The sequence below is a fragment of the Streptomyces sp. NPDC006450 genome (genome assembly GCF_040612195.1).
Lineage (GTDB): Bacteria > Actinomycetota > Actinomycetes > Streptomycetales > Streptomycetaceae > Streptomyces.
The window spans coordinates 27,978-46,320 of record NZ_JBEXPT010000046.1; the positions used below are offsets into that span (position 1 = coordinate 27,978).

Below are 18,343 nucleotides of genomic sequence, written 5' to 3' on the forward strand. Positions count from 1 at the left end.
CGATCCCGGTCTGGAAGGACTGCCATGGCCTCCACTCAGGACCGCACTGCTCCCGTCGTGCAGACGCGCTCGGGCGCGATCCGCGGCGTCGCCGAAGGCGGCCTGGCAGTGTTCAAGGGCGTCCCTTACGCGGAGCCGCCCGTCGGGTCCCTGCGGTGGTGCCCCGCGCAGCCGCATCCGGGATGGACCGGCACCCTCGACGCGACGGCGTACGGCCCCGGTTCCCCGCAGGCCGTCCGCGAGGGCGACCCGATACTCGGCGGGCACGGCGTCCCGCCCTTCGACGAGGACTGTCTGACGCTCAACGTGTGGACGCCCGGCACCGACGACGCCCGCCGTCCCGTCCTCGTCTGGATCCACGGCGGCGCTTTCATCTCCGGATCCGGCGCGATGCCGAACTACTCCGGCGAGACGTTCGCGCGAAACGGGGACCTGGTGGTGGTGACCCTCAACTACCGGCTCGGACCGCTCGGCCTGCTGTCCCTCGCACCCGACGACGGCGCCGAGGCCGGCAGCAACGTCTGGCTCACCGACCAGCTCGCCGCGCTGCGTTGGATCCAGGACAACGTCGCGGCCTTCGGCGGGGATCCCGGCAACGTCACCGTCGCCGGCCAGTCCGCAGGCGCCCTTTCCACCGCGGCGCTCGCAGCCCACGCAGATGGCGGCCGTCTCTTCCACCGGGCCATCCTGCAGAGCGTCCCGCTCGCCATGCCCCTCGTCACGCCCGCCGAATCCCTGGCCCGCACCGCCGCCTATCTGGAGATCGTCGGCGCCAAGGACGAGGACGAGCTGCGCACGCTGCCGTGGCCTCGGCTGGTCGAGGCCACCGCCGGACTCCTCGCGGCCACCACGGAATGGGGACACTGGACCGCACCGTTCCTGCCGGTGCTCGACAACAGGACGGCGCCGCGGCAACCCGTCGACAACCTGCTCGACGGTCCGGGAGCCGGCATCGACGTCCTCATCGGCTGGACCCGGGAAGAGTCCGCTTTCACCTTCGCGCTCGGCCCGACGTACGCGTCGGCGACGAAGGAACTGGTACTCCGCCGGGCAAGGGACAGCTTCGGTGACGGCGCGGCCGAAGCGTACGCGGCGTACGAGGCCGCGCGCCCGGGCGCTCGGCCGATCGACGTACTCATCGACCTGAGCACCGACGAACTGTTCAGGAAGCCCACCCTGGCGTTCGCGGAAGCCCGGGCGCTACGGGGACGCCCTGTCTGGACGTACGAGTTCGGGTTCCCCACCCCCGCGCACGACGGCCGCCTGGGCGCACCGCACTGCCTGGACCTGCCGTTCGTCTTCGACAACTTCGACAAGTGGTCGCACGCGCCGTTCCTCGCAGGAATGGACACCAGGATCAGGGACGGCCTTGCCAAGACCGTGCACCGGGCGTGGATCTCGTTCATCCGCACCGGCGACCCCAACCACCCGGCCATGCCGCGCTGGCACCGGTACGACCGGAAGTCCCGCACCACCCTGCGCTTCGACACGGTCACCACGGTCGTTTCGCGTCCCGCGCCGCACTGACGGAGGACAGCAGCACCCGGGTCCGGACCGGGCCGAGGTCGTAGGAACTCAGACGAGGGGCCCGCCGATGGGCTGCTCCGTCCAGATGGTCTTACCGGTACTGGTGAACCGGCAGCCCCAACGGTCGCTCAGCTGGGCCACGAGGAAGAGGCCACGGCCGCCTTCGTCCGTCTCCCGCGCGCGGCGCAGGCGCGGCTGGGTACTGCTGGGGTCGGAAACCTCGCAGACGAGCACCCGATCACGGATCAGCCGGAGCCCGACCGGTCCGCCCGCGTAGCGGATCGCGTTCGTGACGAGCTCGCTGACGACGAGCTCCGTCACGAAGCCCAGTTCGTCCAGGTCCCAGTCGGACAGCCGGCCCGTCACCAGCTCACGGGCATGCGCAACGAGGGACAGATCGGGATCGATTTCCCACTCGGCGACCTGATCGGACGACAGGACGCGGGTGCGGGCGAGCAGGAGGGCTACGTCGTCCGAGGGCTCCTGGGGCAGCACGCCGTCGAAGATGTCCTGGCTGATCGCACCCAGCGCCAGGCCCGGGTTCGCTCCGGCGAGCGCGCTCCTCAGTCTGTCCATTCCTTCGTCAATGTCGCCGCCGCGGCTTTCGACGAGTCCGTCCGTGAAGAACGCCAGCATGCTGCCGGGCCGCACTTCGAACTCCGTGACCTCGAACGGCATTCCGCCGACTCCCAGCGGCGGTCCCGGCACCAGGCCGACGAAGGCCGGCTCGTCACCCGGTGACAGAAGGGCGGGCGGCGGATGACCTGCGGTGGCGGCGGCGCACTGCCCCGTCACCGGGTCGTAGACGGCGTACAGACACGTCGCTCCGAGCACCGCAGGCTCCGCGCGTGACTCGCCGGTCATCTGCTCACTGGAGAACCCGAGCACCAGATCGTCCAGGTGCGTGAGCAGTTCACCCGGGTCCAGATCGAGGTCGGCCAGGGTCTGCACCGCCGTCCGCAGCCGCGCCATGGCCGCGGTGGCCTCCAGCCCATGGCCGACGACGTCCCCGACGACGAACGCCACGCGCAACGACGGCAGGGGGATCACATCGAACCAGTCCCCACCGACTCCCATACCGCCGCCCGCCGGCCGGTAGACGCCCACCGTCTCCACGGCGGCGCAGTCCACGGCCGAGCGTGGCAGCAGGCTTCGCTGCAGGGCCACCGCCGACCGGTGCTCCTTCGTGTAGCGGCGCGCGTTGTCCACACCCAGGGCGGCCCTGGAGACGACGTCCTGCAGCAGGGCCGCGTCCTCCTCACCGAACGCGGAAGCCAGCTGACTGCGCCAGACCGTCACGCAGCCGAGGATCAGACCTCGTGCGTAGAGCGGCACCGCCACCGAGGAGTGTGCCCCCTGCGGGACGAACAACGGCAGGCTCTCCGGATCCACGCCGAGCTTCGCGTGCAGGACGGCGACGTCCGGCACCACCACGGGCAGCCCCTTCATGAGGGGACGCATCAACGTGCTGTCCGTTACGGGAGGAAGAGCCTCTCCCACCGCCAGGAGGTCCTCGGCGGATATCTCCGGACTCTGCGCGGCAGCGGTCCGGCGCAGGCTGACGTCACGGCTGGTGTCCAGGTGCGGTGGCTCGTCGCCGACCAGCACCGGCTCGGCGATGTCCACGGTCGCCAGGTCGGCGAAATCAGGGACGAGCAGATTCACGAGGGTCTCGGCCAACTCGACCACGTCCAGGGAGGCGCCGATGCCCGCGGCGACAGCGCGGGACAGCCCCGTCCGGCGTCGCCGTGCATCTCGCTCGGCGGCCTCCACCGCGGATTCCGTTGGCGTGACCAGGACCAGCCACTGCGCCTCGGCGTCGGAATCGGCCGGTGCGCGAGTTGCCAGCCGGACGACCGTGCAGACCAGTGGGACCTTTTGGCCCGCATGACCGCCATCCGGAACACCGCCACCCGGAAGGGCGACGAGACGCCCTGCCGGTCCCACCTGCGCTCCGGCGCGCGCGAGCAGCCCGAGCAACGGAGCACAGACCTGACCCGGCGAACATTCCAGCAGGGTCGCAGCCGACTGAGAACGGGCTACGACCACGCCTGCGCCGTCCAGTACGACCGCTGCCGTTTCGCTGACGGGCACCGAGGCCGGCCTCGGGCCACGTCGCTCCGGTTCACGCATGTCGCCTCCACGCACCGTGACCTTCAGTATCGTCCCCGAGGAGAGGCCCGGCGACCCGCAGCGCACCCTCGCCCGGCGGCGCCTGCGGCTACAGGCCGGTCATCCCGCCCCCGCACTCGGTGGCCGTTGCCCGTGACCGGACCGGGCCGCCCATCGGCCGTCGTGGCGGCTGACCTCGATCGGGCTGCCGAAGCAGCTCGCACGCCTCTGCATGCAAGAGCCCGGCCAGCGAACGAGGCCGGCCGGGCCTTCCTGCAGCAGCGCCGCCGATACCGAGGCGCCCGCCCTGAGGAGGAAAGACTTAGGCGGGGGTGATGTTCTCCGCCTGGGGGCCCTTCTGGCCCTGGGTGACGTCGAAGTTCACCTTCTGGCCCTCCTGGAGCTCACGGAAGCCCTGGGCGGCGATGTTCGAGTAGTGGGCGAAGACGTCCGGGCCGCCACCCTCCTGCTCGATGAAGCCGAAGCCCTTTTCCGAGTTGAACCACTTCACAGTTCCGGTAGCCATGTGTCCTCCAAGGGACTAGAAACCGGTCCCGCACCATGCGGGAGCCGGAGGTGATCGCCCTGGTCCTCAGAGACTGTGAACAGCAAAATCGTCCGTGAATCCTGCACTCACGGACGACCGGTACTTCGGAACCATGACAGCTGGCGCTGACGCTACACGCACAGTGCTGATTGCACTACAGGAAAGCGAGGAGGAGGAGAGGGGGTGCGGGTCCGAGGCAGACCCCATGGACCGTGGACCGTGGACCGTGGACCGTGCGAGGCTGAGGTCATGAGCACGGGATCCGCAGGCCGCCTGGTGCTGCTGCGCCACGCCAAATCCGCGTGGCCGGACGTCGCGGACCACGAGCGGCCGCTGGGCCCGCGCGGTCTGCGGGACGCACCCGCGGCGGGCCGCTGGCTGCGCGACGCCGGCTGCTCGCCCTCACTGGTGATCTGCTCCACCGCCCGGCGGACCCGCGAGACGTGGGCGTTGGCGGCCGGGCAACTGGGCGCCGAGATCCCGGTGCGTTTCGACGAGCGGGTGTACGCCGCCGAGCCGGAGGACCTGCTGGAGGTGGTGTCCGAAGTACCGGAGGAGGTGAGGACGCTGCTGCTCGTCGGCCACAACCCGGGCCTGGAGGATCTGGCCCTCAGCCTCGCCCGAAAGGCCGTGGCCGCCGCGGAGGCCGAGGCGCGCGAACGCCTGTCCCGGAAGTTCCCGACGTCCGCGATCGCGGTGCTCACCTGCCCAGGTTCCTGGCAGGAGCTCGCCCCGGGCTCGGCCCGGCTGACCGACTTCGCCGTCCCCCGGGGCGCCGCCCGCTGACGTACGCCACGGGCGCTCGCGCCCGGGGGCCACGGAAGCCCGACAGCTGCTCACGGCAGCCCGCCGATGCGGGCGATCAGGAGTGCGACGTCGTCGTCGGCCGCCGCCGGGACGAGGTGGGTGATCAGCGAGTCGCACAGGTGGTCCAGCTGTCGCTGCGGATCCGCGAGCAGCTGCGTCAGCTCGGCGAGCCGTTCGTCGAGGTCGCGGCCCCGGGCTTCGATCAGTCCGTCGGTGTAGAGCACGAGAAGGCTGCCGGGAGGCACGCTGATCTCGATCGGGGTGAAGTCGATGCCCCCGACCCCCAGAGGGACACCGGGCGGGGTGTCCAGGAGCCGGACCGTGCCGTCGGGGAGCACGAGTGCGGGCGGCGGGTGTCCGGCCCGGGTGACAGTGCAGTGTCCGGTGGCCGGGTCGCAGACGACGTACAGGAAGGTGGCGAGCATCGGCTCGGCGAGATCGCCGAGGACGGCTTCGAGCTGGTGCAGCAGCCGTACGGGCGAAAGGTCCAGGCGTGCGAGGGCCCGCACGGAGGCGGACAGTCGGCCCATGACCGCGGCGGCGGCGATGCCGTGCCCCATGACGTCGCCGATGAGCAGGGCCGCCTTGCCGCCGGCCAAGGTCAGGACGTCGTACCAGTCCCCGCCGATCTCGTTGACGTCGCTCGCGGGGAGGTAGCGGTGACTGACCGCGATGCGTGGCGGCGGGCTGATGTGCTGGGGAAGCATGCTGCGCTGGAGGACGACCGCCGTATCGTGCTCCCGGTGGTAGAGCAGGGCGTTGTCGATGCTGAGCGCGGCGCGGGCAGCGAGTTCACCGGCGAGGGTGACGTCTTCGGAGCCGAAGGGTCCTACCGGGCGGGTGCGGTAGAAGGTGGCGACGCCGAGCACCGTCTCCCGGGCCACCAGGGGTGCCATGACCAATGAGTGCACGCCCACCGCGACGAGTTGGGCGGGCTTGGCCGAGTGCCGGGCGGCGGGGGCGACGGCCTGTTCGTCGAGACGGGCGATCAGGAAGGGCTGCCGGGACGTGAGAGCCTGCGTGTAAGGGGCGGTGACGGGGAAGACGAGCGTCCTGCCGAGGGGGGCGAGGATGTCGGTCACCTTGGATCCGGCCAGCGGGGCCTTGCCGAGGCGCCGCAGGGCGGCCCCGCCGGTCAGCCCCATGCCGGGCTCGTCCCCGCGCGCCAGCGCGTCCAGGACGTCCACGGTGACGGCGTCGGCGAGGCGCGGGACGGCGAGATCGGCGAGTTCCTGCGCGGTGCGCTCCAGGTCGAGGCTGGAGCCGACCCGGATGCTGGCCTCGCTGAGCAGGGCGAGCCGGCGCCGTCCGGCTTCGGCTTCGACGTGGTCGCGCTGCTGCTCGGTGATGTCGACGAGCGAGGCGATGACGCCGATCGGCATGCCGGCGGGATCCTCCACCCGTACGTAGGAGCACGACCACACGCGGTCATGGTCCGGTTCCGCCGGCGTCCGTCCGACACGGCGACGGTCGAGGACGGGCCGCCCGGTCTCCAGCACCTGCAGCATGGCCTCCTCCATCTCGCGGGCGTTCACCTCCGGGAGGATCTGCGCCAGGCGACGGCCCACGTGTGCCGATTCGGGCAGACCGTTCATGGCTTCGAGCGCGGCGTTGACCTGGAGGAACCGCAGCTGCGAGTCGAGAATCGCGATGCCGACCGGGGAGCGGGCGAACAAGCCGTCCCATACCGCCGACGCCCCCCGGATGCGCCGTGCCGCGTGGGCATCGGCGGCGAAGACCAGCACCGTGGCCACTTCGTGCCGGCGGTCGGACACCGGAGAGGCCCAGATCTCCAGCTCCAGCGGGTGCCCGTCGCGGTGCCAGGCGGTCACCGTGCCCATCACGCCCCGACCGGCGGCCGCGGCTTCCCAGAGCGAGCGGCCCAGACTGCGATCGGATCCTGGATGCAGAAGGTCCGCGATGTTGCGCCCCAGCATCTGCGGAGGGGCGTAGCCGAGCAATTCCTGCGCGACCTGGTTCCAGCGCACGATCGTTCCGTCCGCGCTGGTGGCCACCAGCGCGACCGGCAGTGCACCCAGCCATCCGCCGGCAGCCTGCGCGGCGCTGCTGATCAGCTCGTCGACCGGGACGCGCTCGTTCATCTGACACCTGTACCCAACGCCGCAGTCTCCCTTGCGTCCGCGGTCGCCGTCAGGCCCCGAGCCGCTCAGGCGGGCCCTCCGGGAACCGGGTCCTTCGTATCCATCGTCCGCCCGATCGCCATGACACCGCCTCCCGGGGATGGGGACGGGCACACTCCGGAGCACGCGGCACCTCTTCCACGGGCACCGATGATCAGGACCTCCTTGGCCCGCGTGCCGTGCGGGGGCAGGGTTCCTGCCTTGACGGACGCACACTGCACCCGCCGCAGTCACTCCGAGAGGCTTGCCGGCATGGGCCTGGCCCCCGCGACGGACCGCACCCTGCGCGACCACCCCTCGTACACCCCCGATCCTGGGGGGACGCCGGAATCCGCCCCCGTCGTCGGCCCGCGTCGCCCCGGATCGCGATCCGGGTGTACCCGCAGTCGGTGGGACGGAAGGCGATCACCTTGAAGGCCGTGGCCTGGGGGTGCGGCGGAGGCCTTGAGCCCGGCGTGGGGCGGGACGGCCAGCCCCAGCGCCAAGGCCAACAGGATCAGCAGGCGTGCTGCGGGCCGCCTTACGGGTAGCTCACCAGGTTGGCCACGTTGGAGGCCGCGTTGGAGGGTCCGCCCCGATCGTTGATGACGTGCCGGATCGTCCCGGTGCCACCGAGCGAGACGGTCACCATGTTCTGGAAGCGCACGTTCGGGTTGTCGGGGGCCTCGAAGGCACGCTCTGCGGTCACGCTCGGGTTGACGTTGAAGTAGCAGTAGCTGCCGAGCCCGTAGGCCTGGTGGCTGGTGACCGAGTTCGCGACCTTGTACGCCGAGTAGCCCTGGGTGGAGCCGTTCATCCAGGCTGCCTGGTTCGGCGGGTCGTACGGCATCTCGTTCTGATAGAAGTACGTCCGCCCGCCGTTGCCGTTCCAGATGGTCTGGTGCTTCTGGTAGTGCTCGACGAACAGGCCGTACATGGTGACGTTGTCGCCGTTGACGACGAGCCCCGTCTCCGCCGTGTTGCTGTTCCAGCCGATGCCGTTGCCGTGATCGCCGCGCCAGATCCACATGTGGTCACCGATGACGTGATCACTGTTGACCACCAGGCTGGTCGTCGCCTTGCCGACCGCGGCGCCACCGACCCGGAAGTAGACGTCGTGCAGAGAGGTGGGGTTCGCCGCGTGGCTCGCGGCGGCGCCGGCCGGGCCGACCTCCATCAGGGTCTGCGAGTTGGTGGTTCCGGCGTCGAAGAGGACACCTGCGACCTTCACGCCGTCGACATCGGCGACCGTCATGGCCGTGACACCGTTATCAGGAATGAAAGTGGCGAGGCCGAGACCGAGGACGACGGTGTCGGGGCGGGTCACCTTCAAGGTCTGGCTGAGGTGGTGGACACCGGGGGTGACCAACAGGTTCTTTCCCTCGGCCAGTGCGGCGTTGATCTGTGCGGCCGTTGCTCCGGCCTTGACGACGTAGAACTGGTCCATGCCGAGCGAGCTGCCCGCGGCGTTCCCGTTCGCCCAGCTGGTGCCCGTGGAGCTGGTGCGCAGGGACGGTACGAACACCTTGTACGCGCCCGCGCCGTCCACGTAAAGGAAGGGCTTCTCGCGGACCGTCGGCGTCTGGTTCACCGTGGTGTACGGCGGATTGGGGAAGGTGTTGCCCGGCACGCCCTGGCTGCCGACGAACACCATGTTCCAGTTGGAACCGGTCCAGCTGCCGAGCTGGGAGTTGCGGGTCAGCCACTGCTGCTGGGTGCCGGACCGGACCTGGCCGTCGATCTTGCTGTCGGCCATGAATCCGCCGCTGGCCCAGCCGCCGTCGCTCAGCTCGAGGTTGCCGCGGACGTGCATGCGCCGGTACCCGGACGCCTGCGAGACCGCCCACCGGTCGGTGCCGCCGGTCGGGTTCACCGACAGGTTCTCTGCGCCGCGCCAGAAGTTCTGGGTGGCGTTCTGCGGCGGGAACCAGTCCGCCTCCACGTGCACGGCGCCGTTGATCGTCACCGAGTTGGGCGACTGGCCGAGGCCGAGGACCTGGGTGTAGAAGCCGACGTTGACGTCGTTGCTGTACGTACCCGGCTTGAACATCACGGCGTAGCGCTGGGAGCCGAACTGGTTGGTCTCCTGCTGCTGGAAGATGGAGTTCAGCCGGCTCTGGATGGTGGACGACGGCATGGACGGGTCGAAGACGACCACGTTCGGGCCGAGGTCGACATCGCCGGGCGCGGTGTTCACGGGCGCCACCTGGAAGCGCTGGGCCGCCGTGCCGTTGCAGGTGTACTGCACGAGCTGCACGCTGTCGGCCGTCGAGGCGGCCGGGACGTCCAGGCATTTGCCGCTGTGGCGGTTGACGAAGTGATACGCGCCGCCGCCCTCGTCCACGGCCTGCCACTGCTGGTTGTTGCCGCCGCCGTACGCCCAGAGGTGCACGGCGGCGTTGTCGGCCGAGGAGGTCTCGCTCACGTCGACGACCTGGGTGCTCGCATTGCGGTTGCCGATCCGCACGAAGCCGTCGCTGGTCGGCGTGAAGCTCCACTGCTGCGCGGCGCTGTTGTTGCAGGAGTACTGCTGCACCGCCGTGCCGTTCGCGGTCGCGGCCGACCGCGCGTCCACGCACTTGCCGCTGCCGGCATTGACGACGGTGGACCAGCCTGTCGGCAGGTCGGCGACCGCCTTCGCGGAAGCGTTCGGGGTGGCGGCCTGGCTGGGATGAAGGACTGTGAGGACCGAGGCGGCCGAGGCGACGACCACGAAGGCCGCCAACCAGGGCCGTGCGACGCGGGCCCGGCGTGCGCCGTGGCGAACCGCTCCGGGTGTGCGCGGGGAGATGAGCACGATGTCTCCTGTGCCGGCTGTACGGCATGAGTGGGGGGATGGGCAGGGACGGGAGGGGCGAGGGGCGAGGGGTGAGCCGTCGTACCGGGCGAGGACCCGGGTGAAGTCCTGTCGCTGATGCCGTTCATCGAGGAGATGCCGGTGTGGCGGTAGGCAAGGTCGCCCTGCCGCCCTATGGCATGCATATGACAACTCGGACGCATGAGAACCTGGACGGCTGCTGCGCCGACAGGGATCGGGAGTGAGGGGTCGAACCCCGTAGGCCCTTTCATCACAACGTGATTTAAGTAGTGAACGAAAACCCTGTCAAGGGTTTGGTCTGGACCACACCGCCCTTCGCTTCGGATCCCCCGGCGGTGGTCGCCGTGATCCCCCACCGTGCACGAGTGTTGACCCCGTCGTGCACCCCGTCGCGCCAGGCGGTGAGCACGGGGTTCACGTGCGGACGGCCGTCGGTCCGCACCGGGGACACCGACGCCGGCCCGGGCTCACCTCCGGGCCGGCCGTGCGATCAGGCTCCGAGCGCCCGGTGCAGTCCGAGCCGGTCGGTGCCCAGTTTCGTGAAGACCGCGGACAACAGCTCGGACACCGCTTGGGCGTTGGTGTGCATCGCCGCGGCGATCGCCCTGTTGTCCATCCCCGCCGAGGCGTGGCGGGCAGCCGTGAGCTCGGCGACGGTCAAGGTGTCCTGCTCCGAGGTGTGCAGACGGCGAGGCCGCAGACCTGCCGAGGCCAGCTGGGTCCTGGCCCGGCTCACGAGCCCGTCGGCGCCGCAGTCGGCGGCCAACTCCATTCCTCGGTAGGTCTGTTGTGCCGCATGGTGCGGATCGCCGATGGCGTGCAGGACCATCCCGTGATCGATGAGCGCGTGCGCGAGTTCGCAGGCGGCCGGAGACTGTTCGAGGTGCTCCACCGCCTCCTGCAGCAGGCCCGCCGCCTGGGACGGGTCCGTGGCCGCGGCCGCGACGCGCAGGGCGTGTCCGATCACGCTCGACGTCCCGAACGCGCGGGCCCGTGCGACCGCTTCGGCCGCCGTGGCCCGTGCCTGCTCGGGCGCGTGCGTTGCCTGCGCGAGCGCCAGGTCCAGCTGCCAGGGGCTCCACGAGGGATTGCGCGTTCCGCGCAGATCCAGGCGCCGGCCGGCTGCGGTGAGGTGGTGCTCCGCCTCCTCGATCCTGCCCTGGGCCAGGAGCAGTTTGCCCCAGACGGCCTGCGGATCGGGATAGACCACGGCCTGGGGGAAGCCGTCCGCCAGCTTGTAGGCCTTGGCGATGCGCTGGGCCTCGGCGGTGTTCCCCCGGGCGAGCAGGGTCTCGATGAGGGTACCGATCGCGTACCACTGCGCCGGGATCCCGGTGCCGACGCGGTCGGCGATCTGCAGGCCGTTGCGTACGAAGTCCTCGGCCTCGGCGAGCTGCCCGCGCCGGTAGCGGACGTAGCCGAGCAGGGTGTAGACGAACGACAGGTGCGCGCCGCGCCAGCCCTTCCCCTCGAACTCGATGATCGCGGTGTTGAAGAGGTCCTCGGCCCGGCCGGGCTGGTCGCAGTACATGAGCGTGACCGCGAGGACGGCGGGCACCTCGAAGCCGAAGTCCTGGTCGGTCCAGCTCATGCCCCCGTCAAGCGCCTGTTCCGCGTACTCCAGGGCGGTGGAGGCGGGCTCGCCGCGCATCGCGGCGTCCCAGGCCCGCAGACCGAGGATGTGCCGCTCGGGCAGACCCCGGCCGGTGAGCCGCTTGGCGAACTGGGCGAGGAGCCGGGAGCGGGCGGGCGAGTTCTCCTCGTCGAACCGGCCAGCGTTCCATTTGAACTGTTCAGCCTGCATGCGCAGCCGCGTACGGGAGCTCGTGGCACGCCGGGCCTCGTCCGCGAGGAGCCCTGCCGCCAGACCCAGCTGACCCGTGTGGCCGAGCGCCTGGGCGAGCCGGTACGTGATCGCCTCGCGCAGGGCCTGGTCGGTCTTGGGCTCCTCCAGCGCGGCCCTGAGCTGGTTGATCGTCGTCGCGGGCTCGTGCAGGAGGTTGGCGGATCCGAGTTCGAACAGGACCTCGGCGCGGTCCTCCACCTCCGGGGGCTCGCGCAGGGCACGCGCCAGGTAGCGGCGCGCGGCATCGGGAGCGCCCGCGGAGAAACTCTCGCGCGCGGCCTGGCGCAGCTGCTGTACGACCCACGGGTCGCCCTCGGGGTGCATCTCCAGCAGGTGGCGGGCGGCGGCCGCGGAACCCTGCCCGTCGTCGATCACGGCCTGGGCGGCCATCCCGTGCATGGCTACGCGCACACCGGGCGGAATCGAGCGGTACACGGCGGTGGCGATGAGCGGGTGGAAGAACTCCACGACTTCCTTGCGCCGTACGCCCGTGAGGACGGTCAGGATGCGTGCGGCCCGCAGCTGATCGATGGCCTCGGCTGCCTGCGCCTCACCGAGGGCGGCGACGCCACCGACGATGCCGAGGGGGACCGCGGTGCCGAGCACGGCGGCGGCCCACGCGAGCCGGACGGTGGACGGGCCGAGCTGTTCGAGCCGGTCGATCAGGCCGCTGCCCTTGACCGCGGAAGCAAGGTCGCGCAGTTGGGGGATGTTGCCCTGGTACGGCTTCAACCCCCGGTCGCGGCCCTTCATGACCAGCTCGACCACCTCGAAGGGGTTTCCGCCGGTGATGGCCCAGCATTCGCGGCAGAACACGTTGTCCGCGTTCTCACCGAGGGCGTCGCGCACGATGCGCGCGACGGCGCTCGTGGTCAGGGGAGCCAGCTCGTGCGGGCGCGCCCCCTGGCGTCCCATGAGAGCGCGCAGCGCGCCGGCGTCGGCGGGGATCTCGTCGGGCCGGCAGGCCACCATGATCAGCATGGCCAGTTCCTCGGCACGCGCCGCGAAGGAGGTGAGCCAGCTCAGGGATTCCGCGTCCGCCCAGTGCGTGTCGTCGACGATCAGCACGACGGGGGCGTTGCGTACCGCTAGATGCGTGACCACCCAGTCGAGTCCGTCGCGCACGCCTTGCGGGTCGGGCCCCGTCGGACCCTTCGGGGCGGCGGTCAGCCCGAGCGCGGGGGCGATGATGCCGTACCAGTTGCCGAGCGCGTCGCGCCGTTCGTCCTCGCTCATGGCGGCGAGGGCCGGCTGGATGAGCTGGCGCATCACGTGGAACGGGACCTGCCGCTCCTGCTCGCCGCCGCGCGCGAAGAGCACGGTGCAGGAGCGGGAAGCGGCGTGGCGGCGGGCCTCGTTCAGCAGGGTGGTCTTGCCTATGCCGGCCGATCCGGCGAAGGTCAGGACGCCCCCGCTGCGATGGGCCGAGCCAGTGCCCGAGAGGCCGCAGAGTACGTCCACCGCGCGTTGGATCGCGAGGACTTCCGCCTCCCGCTCCAGCAGGGGCTGAGTGTTCCAGTTTCTCGGTTCCGTGACCTGCGACATCCCTTGCCCCCTCCAGCACGTGCGCCAGAGTGTACGGGCCCGAGGATGAGTTGATGCTCTTTCAGCACACTATTGCGGTATCTCATCACTCGTATGAGAAGAGTGCTGTACCTTTCGCGCCACGGGAATCATCGGCAGTTCGCTGGGCTGCGGGATCCCTGCGGGAAGTTCGCGCACGGTGATGCCCGGGGCGGGCTTCAGGTGCCATCGCGAGGCGACGGTCGCCACTGCGGTCAGGATCTCCGCCACGGCGAAGGAATCGCCGATGCACTTGTGCTGACCGGCCCCGAACGGGACGTAACTGTGAGTACGGGAGCGCTCCTTCGCCCCCTTCTGCCAGCGGTCCGGGTCGAAGACGCCGGGGTCGGGGAAGAGCACGGGGTCCCGGTGCAACGCGTACGGACTGTAGGCCAGTTCCGCGCCGGCCGGGATCGAGATTCCGCCGAGGGTGAGGGGGGCCAGGGCCCTGCGGGTGAAGAGCAAGGGGGAATGCAGGCGCAGGGCTTCCTGGAAGACGTCGTGCGTGTAGGTCAGCGCGGGTATGTCTTCGGGACGTACGGGCCGCGACCCCACCACTGAGTCGACTTCGGCGTGGACGCGCGCCTCCACCTCGGGGTGCCGGCCGATCTCGTGGAAGATCCAGGACAGGGTGGTCGCAGAGGTCTCGGTGCCGGCGAGCATGATGGCGATGACCTCGTCCCGCACCTGCTCGGCATCCATCGTCGAGCCCGTCTCGGAGTCCACGCCCGCCAGCAGCAAGGAGAGCAGGTCGTGGCGGTCGCCGCGCTCGGCCTGCCCCTCGGCGCGGTACTGCTCGATCACCTCGTCGATGACCCGGCGCAGCCGGGCGGCTGCGCCGTCGAACCGCCGGTTGTACGGAATGGGCAGCCGGTCCAGCGACTTGGGCATGACCGCCCGCACGAGCATGCCCTCCAGGACGATGGGCAGCGAGCGGTGCACCTCGTCGACGGCGGGCCGGCTCAGGTCCCCCGAGAAGATCATCTCTGCGACCGAAGACATCGCGTACCCGCGCGCCTCCGTGACCATGGAGATCTCACGGCCGGCCGTCCACGACGCGGTCATCACCTCCGCCTGCCGGCACATCACCTCGGCGTACTCGGCGATGTGGTTGCGGTGGAAGGCGGGTTGCATCATCCGGCGCTGCTTGCGATGGAAGTCGCCGTCGGTGGTCACGATCCCGTTGCCGAACACCGGGCGGAGCCTGTCGAAGATCCTTCCCCGGCCGAACTGCTGCGCCTGCTGGACCAGTACGGAGTGGACGTGCTCCGGGCTCGTCAGCACGTGGACGGGCCAGGTGCCGATGTCGAGCCGTACGATGTCGCCGTGTTCCCGGAGCGACTCCAGGAACGCGATCGGCCGGCGCCACAGTTGCAGCGCGTGGCCCAGGAGCGGTAACCGTCCTGGGGCGACCGGAGCATGGACCTCGGGACCGGAATGCGCTTCAGATGCCATGAGCTGACTTTCCGTCACGCCGCGGAGACAAGATCCGGGCGGGTGTACGCAGACTCCAGTCCGGCCGCGAACCGTTCGTCGCTGTACCGCGTGCACTCGTAACGCTGCCACAGGTCGGCGCCGATCATCCAGTCCTCGTAACTGCGCACGCAGCGGGTGACCGCGTCGACCAGCGACGGTTCCCTCCCGGGGAGCGCGTGGACGGCCTGAATCAGACGTTTTTCTTCGGTCAGATACTGCTCTATGCGCTCCTGGATGCGCGCCTCGACCGCCTGGACGGCGTCGGGGAGGGAGCACCTCTCCCAGAAGGAGATGAGGGAGACGAGGTTGTTGGTGTCCCCACAGGCGTGCTCCTTCGGCAGGGAGAACACGTCGTTGCCCCATGAGATGACGTCGAGCACGCTCGCGACGAGAGCCTGGAACTCCGGGAGGTCGTGGACGTTCTGCGGGAGGTCGATCCCGAGCCCGGCCTCCACCATGTCCATCATCGGAAGGATCTGGGAGCTGTGGCGGCGCATGAGGACGTACTCCTGGACCCCCGGGCCATTCGCGGCGGCGCGGTTGCCCGCTTCCTGGTCCAAGGAGTGCAGCATGAGGGGGACATGGGTGCGGTAGCGGGCCGCAGTCCTCTCGGACATGCCGGCCAGGATCCGGTCGCACAGGTCGACGAATCCCGTCACCAACGGATTTCGGCCCGCTGCCGAGCTCTCGATCCGCCCCGTTCGCAGATAGCCGGTGATCGCATCGGTGACGGGCCGCCAAGCCGCGACTTCTCCCGCTCTGATGAGGTGGTCGTGCTGGTCGTCCAGGACGAACGACCAGGCCATCCACTCGGCGAGCAGGAGGACCCGCTCGTAGGGGACGTCACCACTCACCCGGCCGGCCAGGTGGCCCACGCCGATGCCCGAGAACTGCTCGGCCGCGGCGGTCACGAGCTCGTGTTGCAACACCCACGAGGTCGCCTCGGTGTTCGCCCGGGCGGCCCCGGGATGCTTGGAGTTTCCGAACGGCAGGTGGAAATCGGGGACGGTAAAAGAACTGAGCTGGGCCATTGATCCCCCACGGAAGAATCGGATTCGTCAACACCCGCTCACTACACGACCACGCTGTACACCCGCGACCCACACGCCCCTCTCCTGCGACATCGCCACGGCCACACCAGGTGACGGGCGGAATGAACCGGTCACGGAGTGGCTTGATCCAGCCTACCTACGACCACATCAGGCCACCTGTGAACTCATTTACCCCCAAGACGCAGCACGCTGTCAACGTTGGGAGAGTGAACGCAGGTAATCCATCCCGGAATTGCCGAAATCGCATTCCTTTTGAATGTGCAATTGGCATAGTCGATTGCGTTCGGGGCGCCTGAGGTCAGGGGCACCGCAGACAAGCCAGCCGGGGCCGGCCGGGTGGCCGAAGAGCGCCGTCGGAGCGCGGGCCTCTGCCTACACTGCGCAGGGCGCAGGGCGCCGGGCGTTGGGGGAAGGGCGGAAGCATGACCGAGAACCATCCGCCGGACCCCGGAGGGCCTGGAGCGCAGGTGGATCCGAGTGGGTCGGGAGGCGGCCAGGAGGCCGACGTCCTCGGCTCCCATCTGGAGTTCTTACGGACGCGGTTGGGTGGGGAGCAGTTCGAGGCACTCGTCCGAGCCGTCCAGACCACTTGCAGGCTCCTGGCCGAGGAACAGCAGGTCCTCCTGGGAGGGCCGCAGGAGGGCGACCTCACCCCCGACCTCACCCCCGACCTCCGGGGAGAGTACCTGTCCCTCATGGCAGTGATGATCACTGGACACCTCGACCACCACCTGGTCGAGTTCAGGACCCTCGACGGCGGCAAGGGCTGGGCGGTCGTGGAGAACGTCCGCACCCGTCACCGCCACCCCGGCGCACCCCCGGCCGCTCGCGACGCGGCGCGACACGCGTGGATCGACGACCGCCTGGACGGCATCGCCCGCGCGACCGACTCCCCGGCTCCCTGACGGGACCGCCGGAGGAGAGGGCCTGCGGCAGGCGGGAGTGGCCGTGTGGTGGCTGGACACACCCTGCGGGGGCTGATTGTGATGACCGGCCACATATGCCGTTGACCTGCGGACTTCTACGTTGTGGCCACACCCGACGTCCCCGCAGACCCCTGGAAGTGGTGCACATGGTCTCCCCCGCAACCGCCCCGAAGGCTCCCTCCGGCATCAGACGGATCGTCGCCGCGAGCCTCATCGGGACCACCATCGAGTGGTACGACTTCTTCCTCTACGGGACCGCCGCCGCCCTGGTCTTCAACAAGCTGTTCTTCCCCACGGCGGATCCGCTCACGGGCACCCTGATCGCCTTCCTCACCTACGCCATCGGTTTCCTCGCCCGGCCGCTGGGCGGAGTGGTCTTCGGGCACTTCGGCGACAAGGTCGGGCGCAAGAAGCTGCTCGTGCTGAGTCTGCTGATGATGGGCGGGGCGACCTTCGCGATGGGGCTGCTGCCCACCCACGCGAACATCGGGGTCTGGGCACCGATCCTGCTGACCGCGCTGCGCCTCGTGCAGGGGTTCGCGCTGGGCGGTGAGTGGGGCGGGGCCGTGCTGATCGTGTCCGAGCACGGCGGGGCGGAGCACCGCGGGTTCTGGGCCTCGTGGCCGCAGTCCGGGGCGCCCGGAGGGAACCTGCTGGCCACCGGCGTGCTGGCGCTGCTCGCCGGCGTGCAGTCGGACGCGACGTTCCTCGCCTGGGGCTGGCGCATCCCCTTCCTGCTCTCCGGTGTCCTCGTGATGGTCGGGCTGTGGATCCGCCTCTCGGTGTCCGAGTCGCCCGTCTTCCTCGCGGCGCAGGCCGAGGCGGCCGCCTCGGGCCGGGGCGAGGAGGAGAAGGCACCCGTCGTCCAGGTGTTCCGCAAGGACTGGCGGCAGGTGCTGGTCGCCATCGGAACCCGCTTCGGCGAGAACATCTCGTACTACGTCCTCACCTCCTTCCTCCTCGTCTACGTCACCACCCACCTCGGGCTCCCCAAGACCACCGCGCTCAACGCCCTCCTGATCGGCTCGGCCGTGCACTTCCTCACCATCCCCGCCTGGGGCGCGCTCTCGGACCGGATCGGGCGCCGGCCGGTGACGCTGATCGGTTCGGTCGGCATGGCGGTGTGGGCGTTCGCGTTCTTCGCGCTGGTGGACTCCGAGTCGTTCACCGTCATCACCCTCGCCGTCACCGCCGGACTGCTGCTGCACGGGGCCATGTACGGGCCGCAGGCCGCTTTCATCTCGGAGATGTTCGACACCCGGGTCCGCTACTCGGGCGCCTCGATGGGCTCCCAGCTCGCCTCGATCATCGCGGGGGCCCTGGCCCCGATCATCGCCGTCGAACTCCTGAAGGACTACGACTCCTCCGTACCGGTCTCCGTCTACCTGTGCGGGGCCGCCCTCGTCACCACCCTCACCGTCTTCTTCGCCCGCGAGACCCGGGGCCGCGACCTGTCCGTCCCGAAGGCGGGCACGGCGGCGCCGGCAGGGGTGTCCGCGGGGAGCGGGTACGCCACCGCGGTCTCCGACCACGGCTGAGCCGGCCCGCC

11 protein-coding genes are annotated in these 18,343 nt (G+C 70.1%); 4 read left to right on the top strand and 7 right to left on the bottom strand.

What is annotated here, in order from left to right:
* Nucleotides 1-24 precede the first annotated feature (24 nt).
* Nucleotides 25-1,527, top strand: a complete 1,503-nt coding sequence (locus ABZY57_RS16530; protein ID WP_356512426.1) for a carboxylesterase family protein — start codon at nucleotides 25-27, stop codon at nucleotides 1,525-1,527.
* A 48-nt stretch (nucleotides 1,528-1,575) separates the two neighbouring features.
* On the opposite strand, the gene ABZY57_RS16535 is transcribed toward ABZY57_RS16530, so the two are convergent.
* Nucleotides 1,576-3,660, bottom strand: coding sequence for a SpoIIE family protein phosphatase (locus tag ABZY57_RS16535; protein ID WP_356512428.1), 2,085 nt, complete (start codon nucleotides 3,658-3,660; stop codon nucleotides 1,576-1,578).
* 301 nt (nucleotides 3,661-3,961) lie between these two features.
* Complete coding sequence (locus ABZY57_RS16540; RefSeq protein WP_114041062.1) at nucleotides 3,962-4,165, bottom strand: cold-shock protein; 204 nt, start codon at nucleotides 4,163-4,165, stop codon at nucleotides 3,962-3,964.
* Nucleotides 4,166-4,435: 270 nt separating this feature from the next.
* Here ABZY57_RS16540 and ABZY57_RS16545 point away from each other — a divergent pair, with 270 nt between their 5' ends.
* Nucleotides 4,436-4,972 (top strand): histidine phosphatase family protein, encoded by a 537-nt coding sequence (locus tag ABZY57_RS16545; RefSeq protein WP_356512429.1) that lies wholly within the window; start codon nucleotides 4,436-4,438, stop codon nucleotides 4,970-4,972.
* A gap of 50 nt (nucleotides 4,973-5,022) precedes the next feature.
* Here ABZY57_RS16545 and ABZY57_RS16550 read toward each other — a convergent pair whose 3' ends face one another.
* From ABZY57_RS16550 to ABZY57_RS16570, 5 genes are all read right to left on the bottom strand, one after another.
* Complete coding sequence (locus ABZY57_RS16550) at nucleotides 5,023-7,095, bottom strand: SpoIIE family protein phosphatase (protein WP_356512431.1); 2,073 nt, start codon at nucleotides 7,093-7,095, stop codon at nucleotides 5,023-5,025.
* A gap of 559 nt (nucleotides 7,096-7,654) precedes the next feature.
* Nucleotides 7,655-9,838, bottom strand: a complete 2,184-nt coding sequence (locus tag ABZY57_RS16555) for an RICIN domain-containing protein (RefSeq protein WP_356512443.1) — start codon at nucleotides 9,836-9,838, stop codon at nucleotides 7,655-7,657.
* Between the two features lie 583 nt (nucleotides 9,839-10,421).
* Entirely contained in the window at nucleotides 10,422-13,322 is a 2,901-nt protein-coding gene (locus ABZY57_RS16560) for an AAA family ATPase (RefSeq protein WP_356512432.1), read from the bottom strand.
* A 69-nt stretch (nucleotides 13,323-13,391) separates the two neighbouring features.
* A complete protein-coding gene (locus tag ABZY57_RS16565; protein WP_356512434.1) occupies nucleotides 13,392-14,795 on the bottom strand; it encodes a cytochrome P450 in 1,404 nt (467 codons plus the stop codon).
* Nucleotides 14,796-14,809: 14 nt separating this feature from the next.
* Nucleotides 14,810-15,847 (bottom strand): lyase, encoded by a 1,038-nt coding sequence (locus tag ABZY57_RS16570; protein ID WP_356512435.1) that lies wholly within the window; start codon nucleotides 15,845-15,847, stop codon nucleotides 14,810-14,812.
* 488 nt (nucleotides 15,848-16,335) lie between these two features.
* Between ABZY57_RS16570 and ABZY57_RS16575 the strand changes: the two genes are divergently transcribed.
* Both ABZY57_RS16575 and ABZY57_RS16580 read left to right on the top strand, forming a co-directional pair.
* A complete protein-coding gene (locus ABZY57_RS16575; RefSeq protein ID WP_356512437.1) occupies nucleotides 16,336-16,773 on the top strand; it encodes a hypothetical protein in 438 nt (145 codons plus the stop codon).
* Nucleotides 16,774-16,940: 167 nt separating this feature from the next.
* Entirely contained in the window at nucleotides 16,941-18,332 is a 1,392-nt protein-coding gene (locus tag ABZY57_RS16580) for an MFS transporter (RefSeq protein ID WP_356512439.1), read from the top strand.
* Nucleotides 18,333-18,343: the final 11 nt, after the last annotated feature.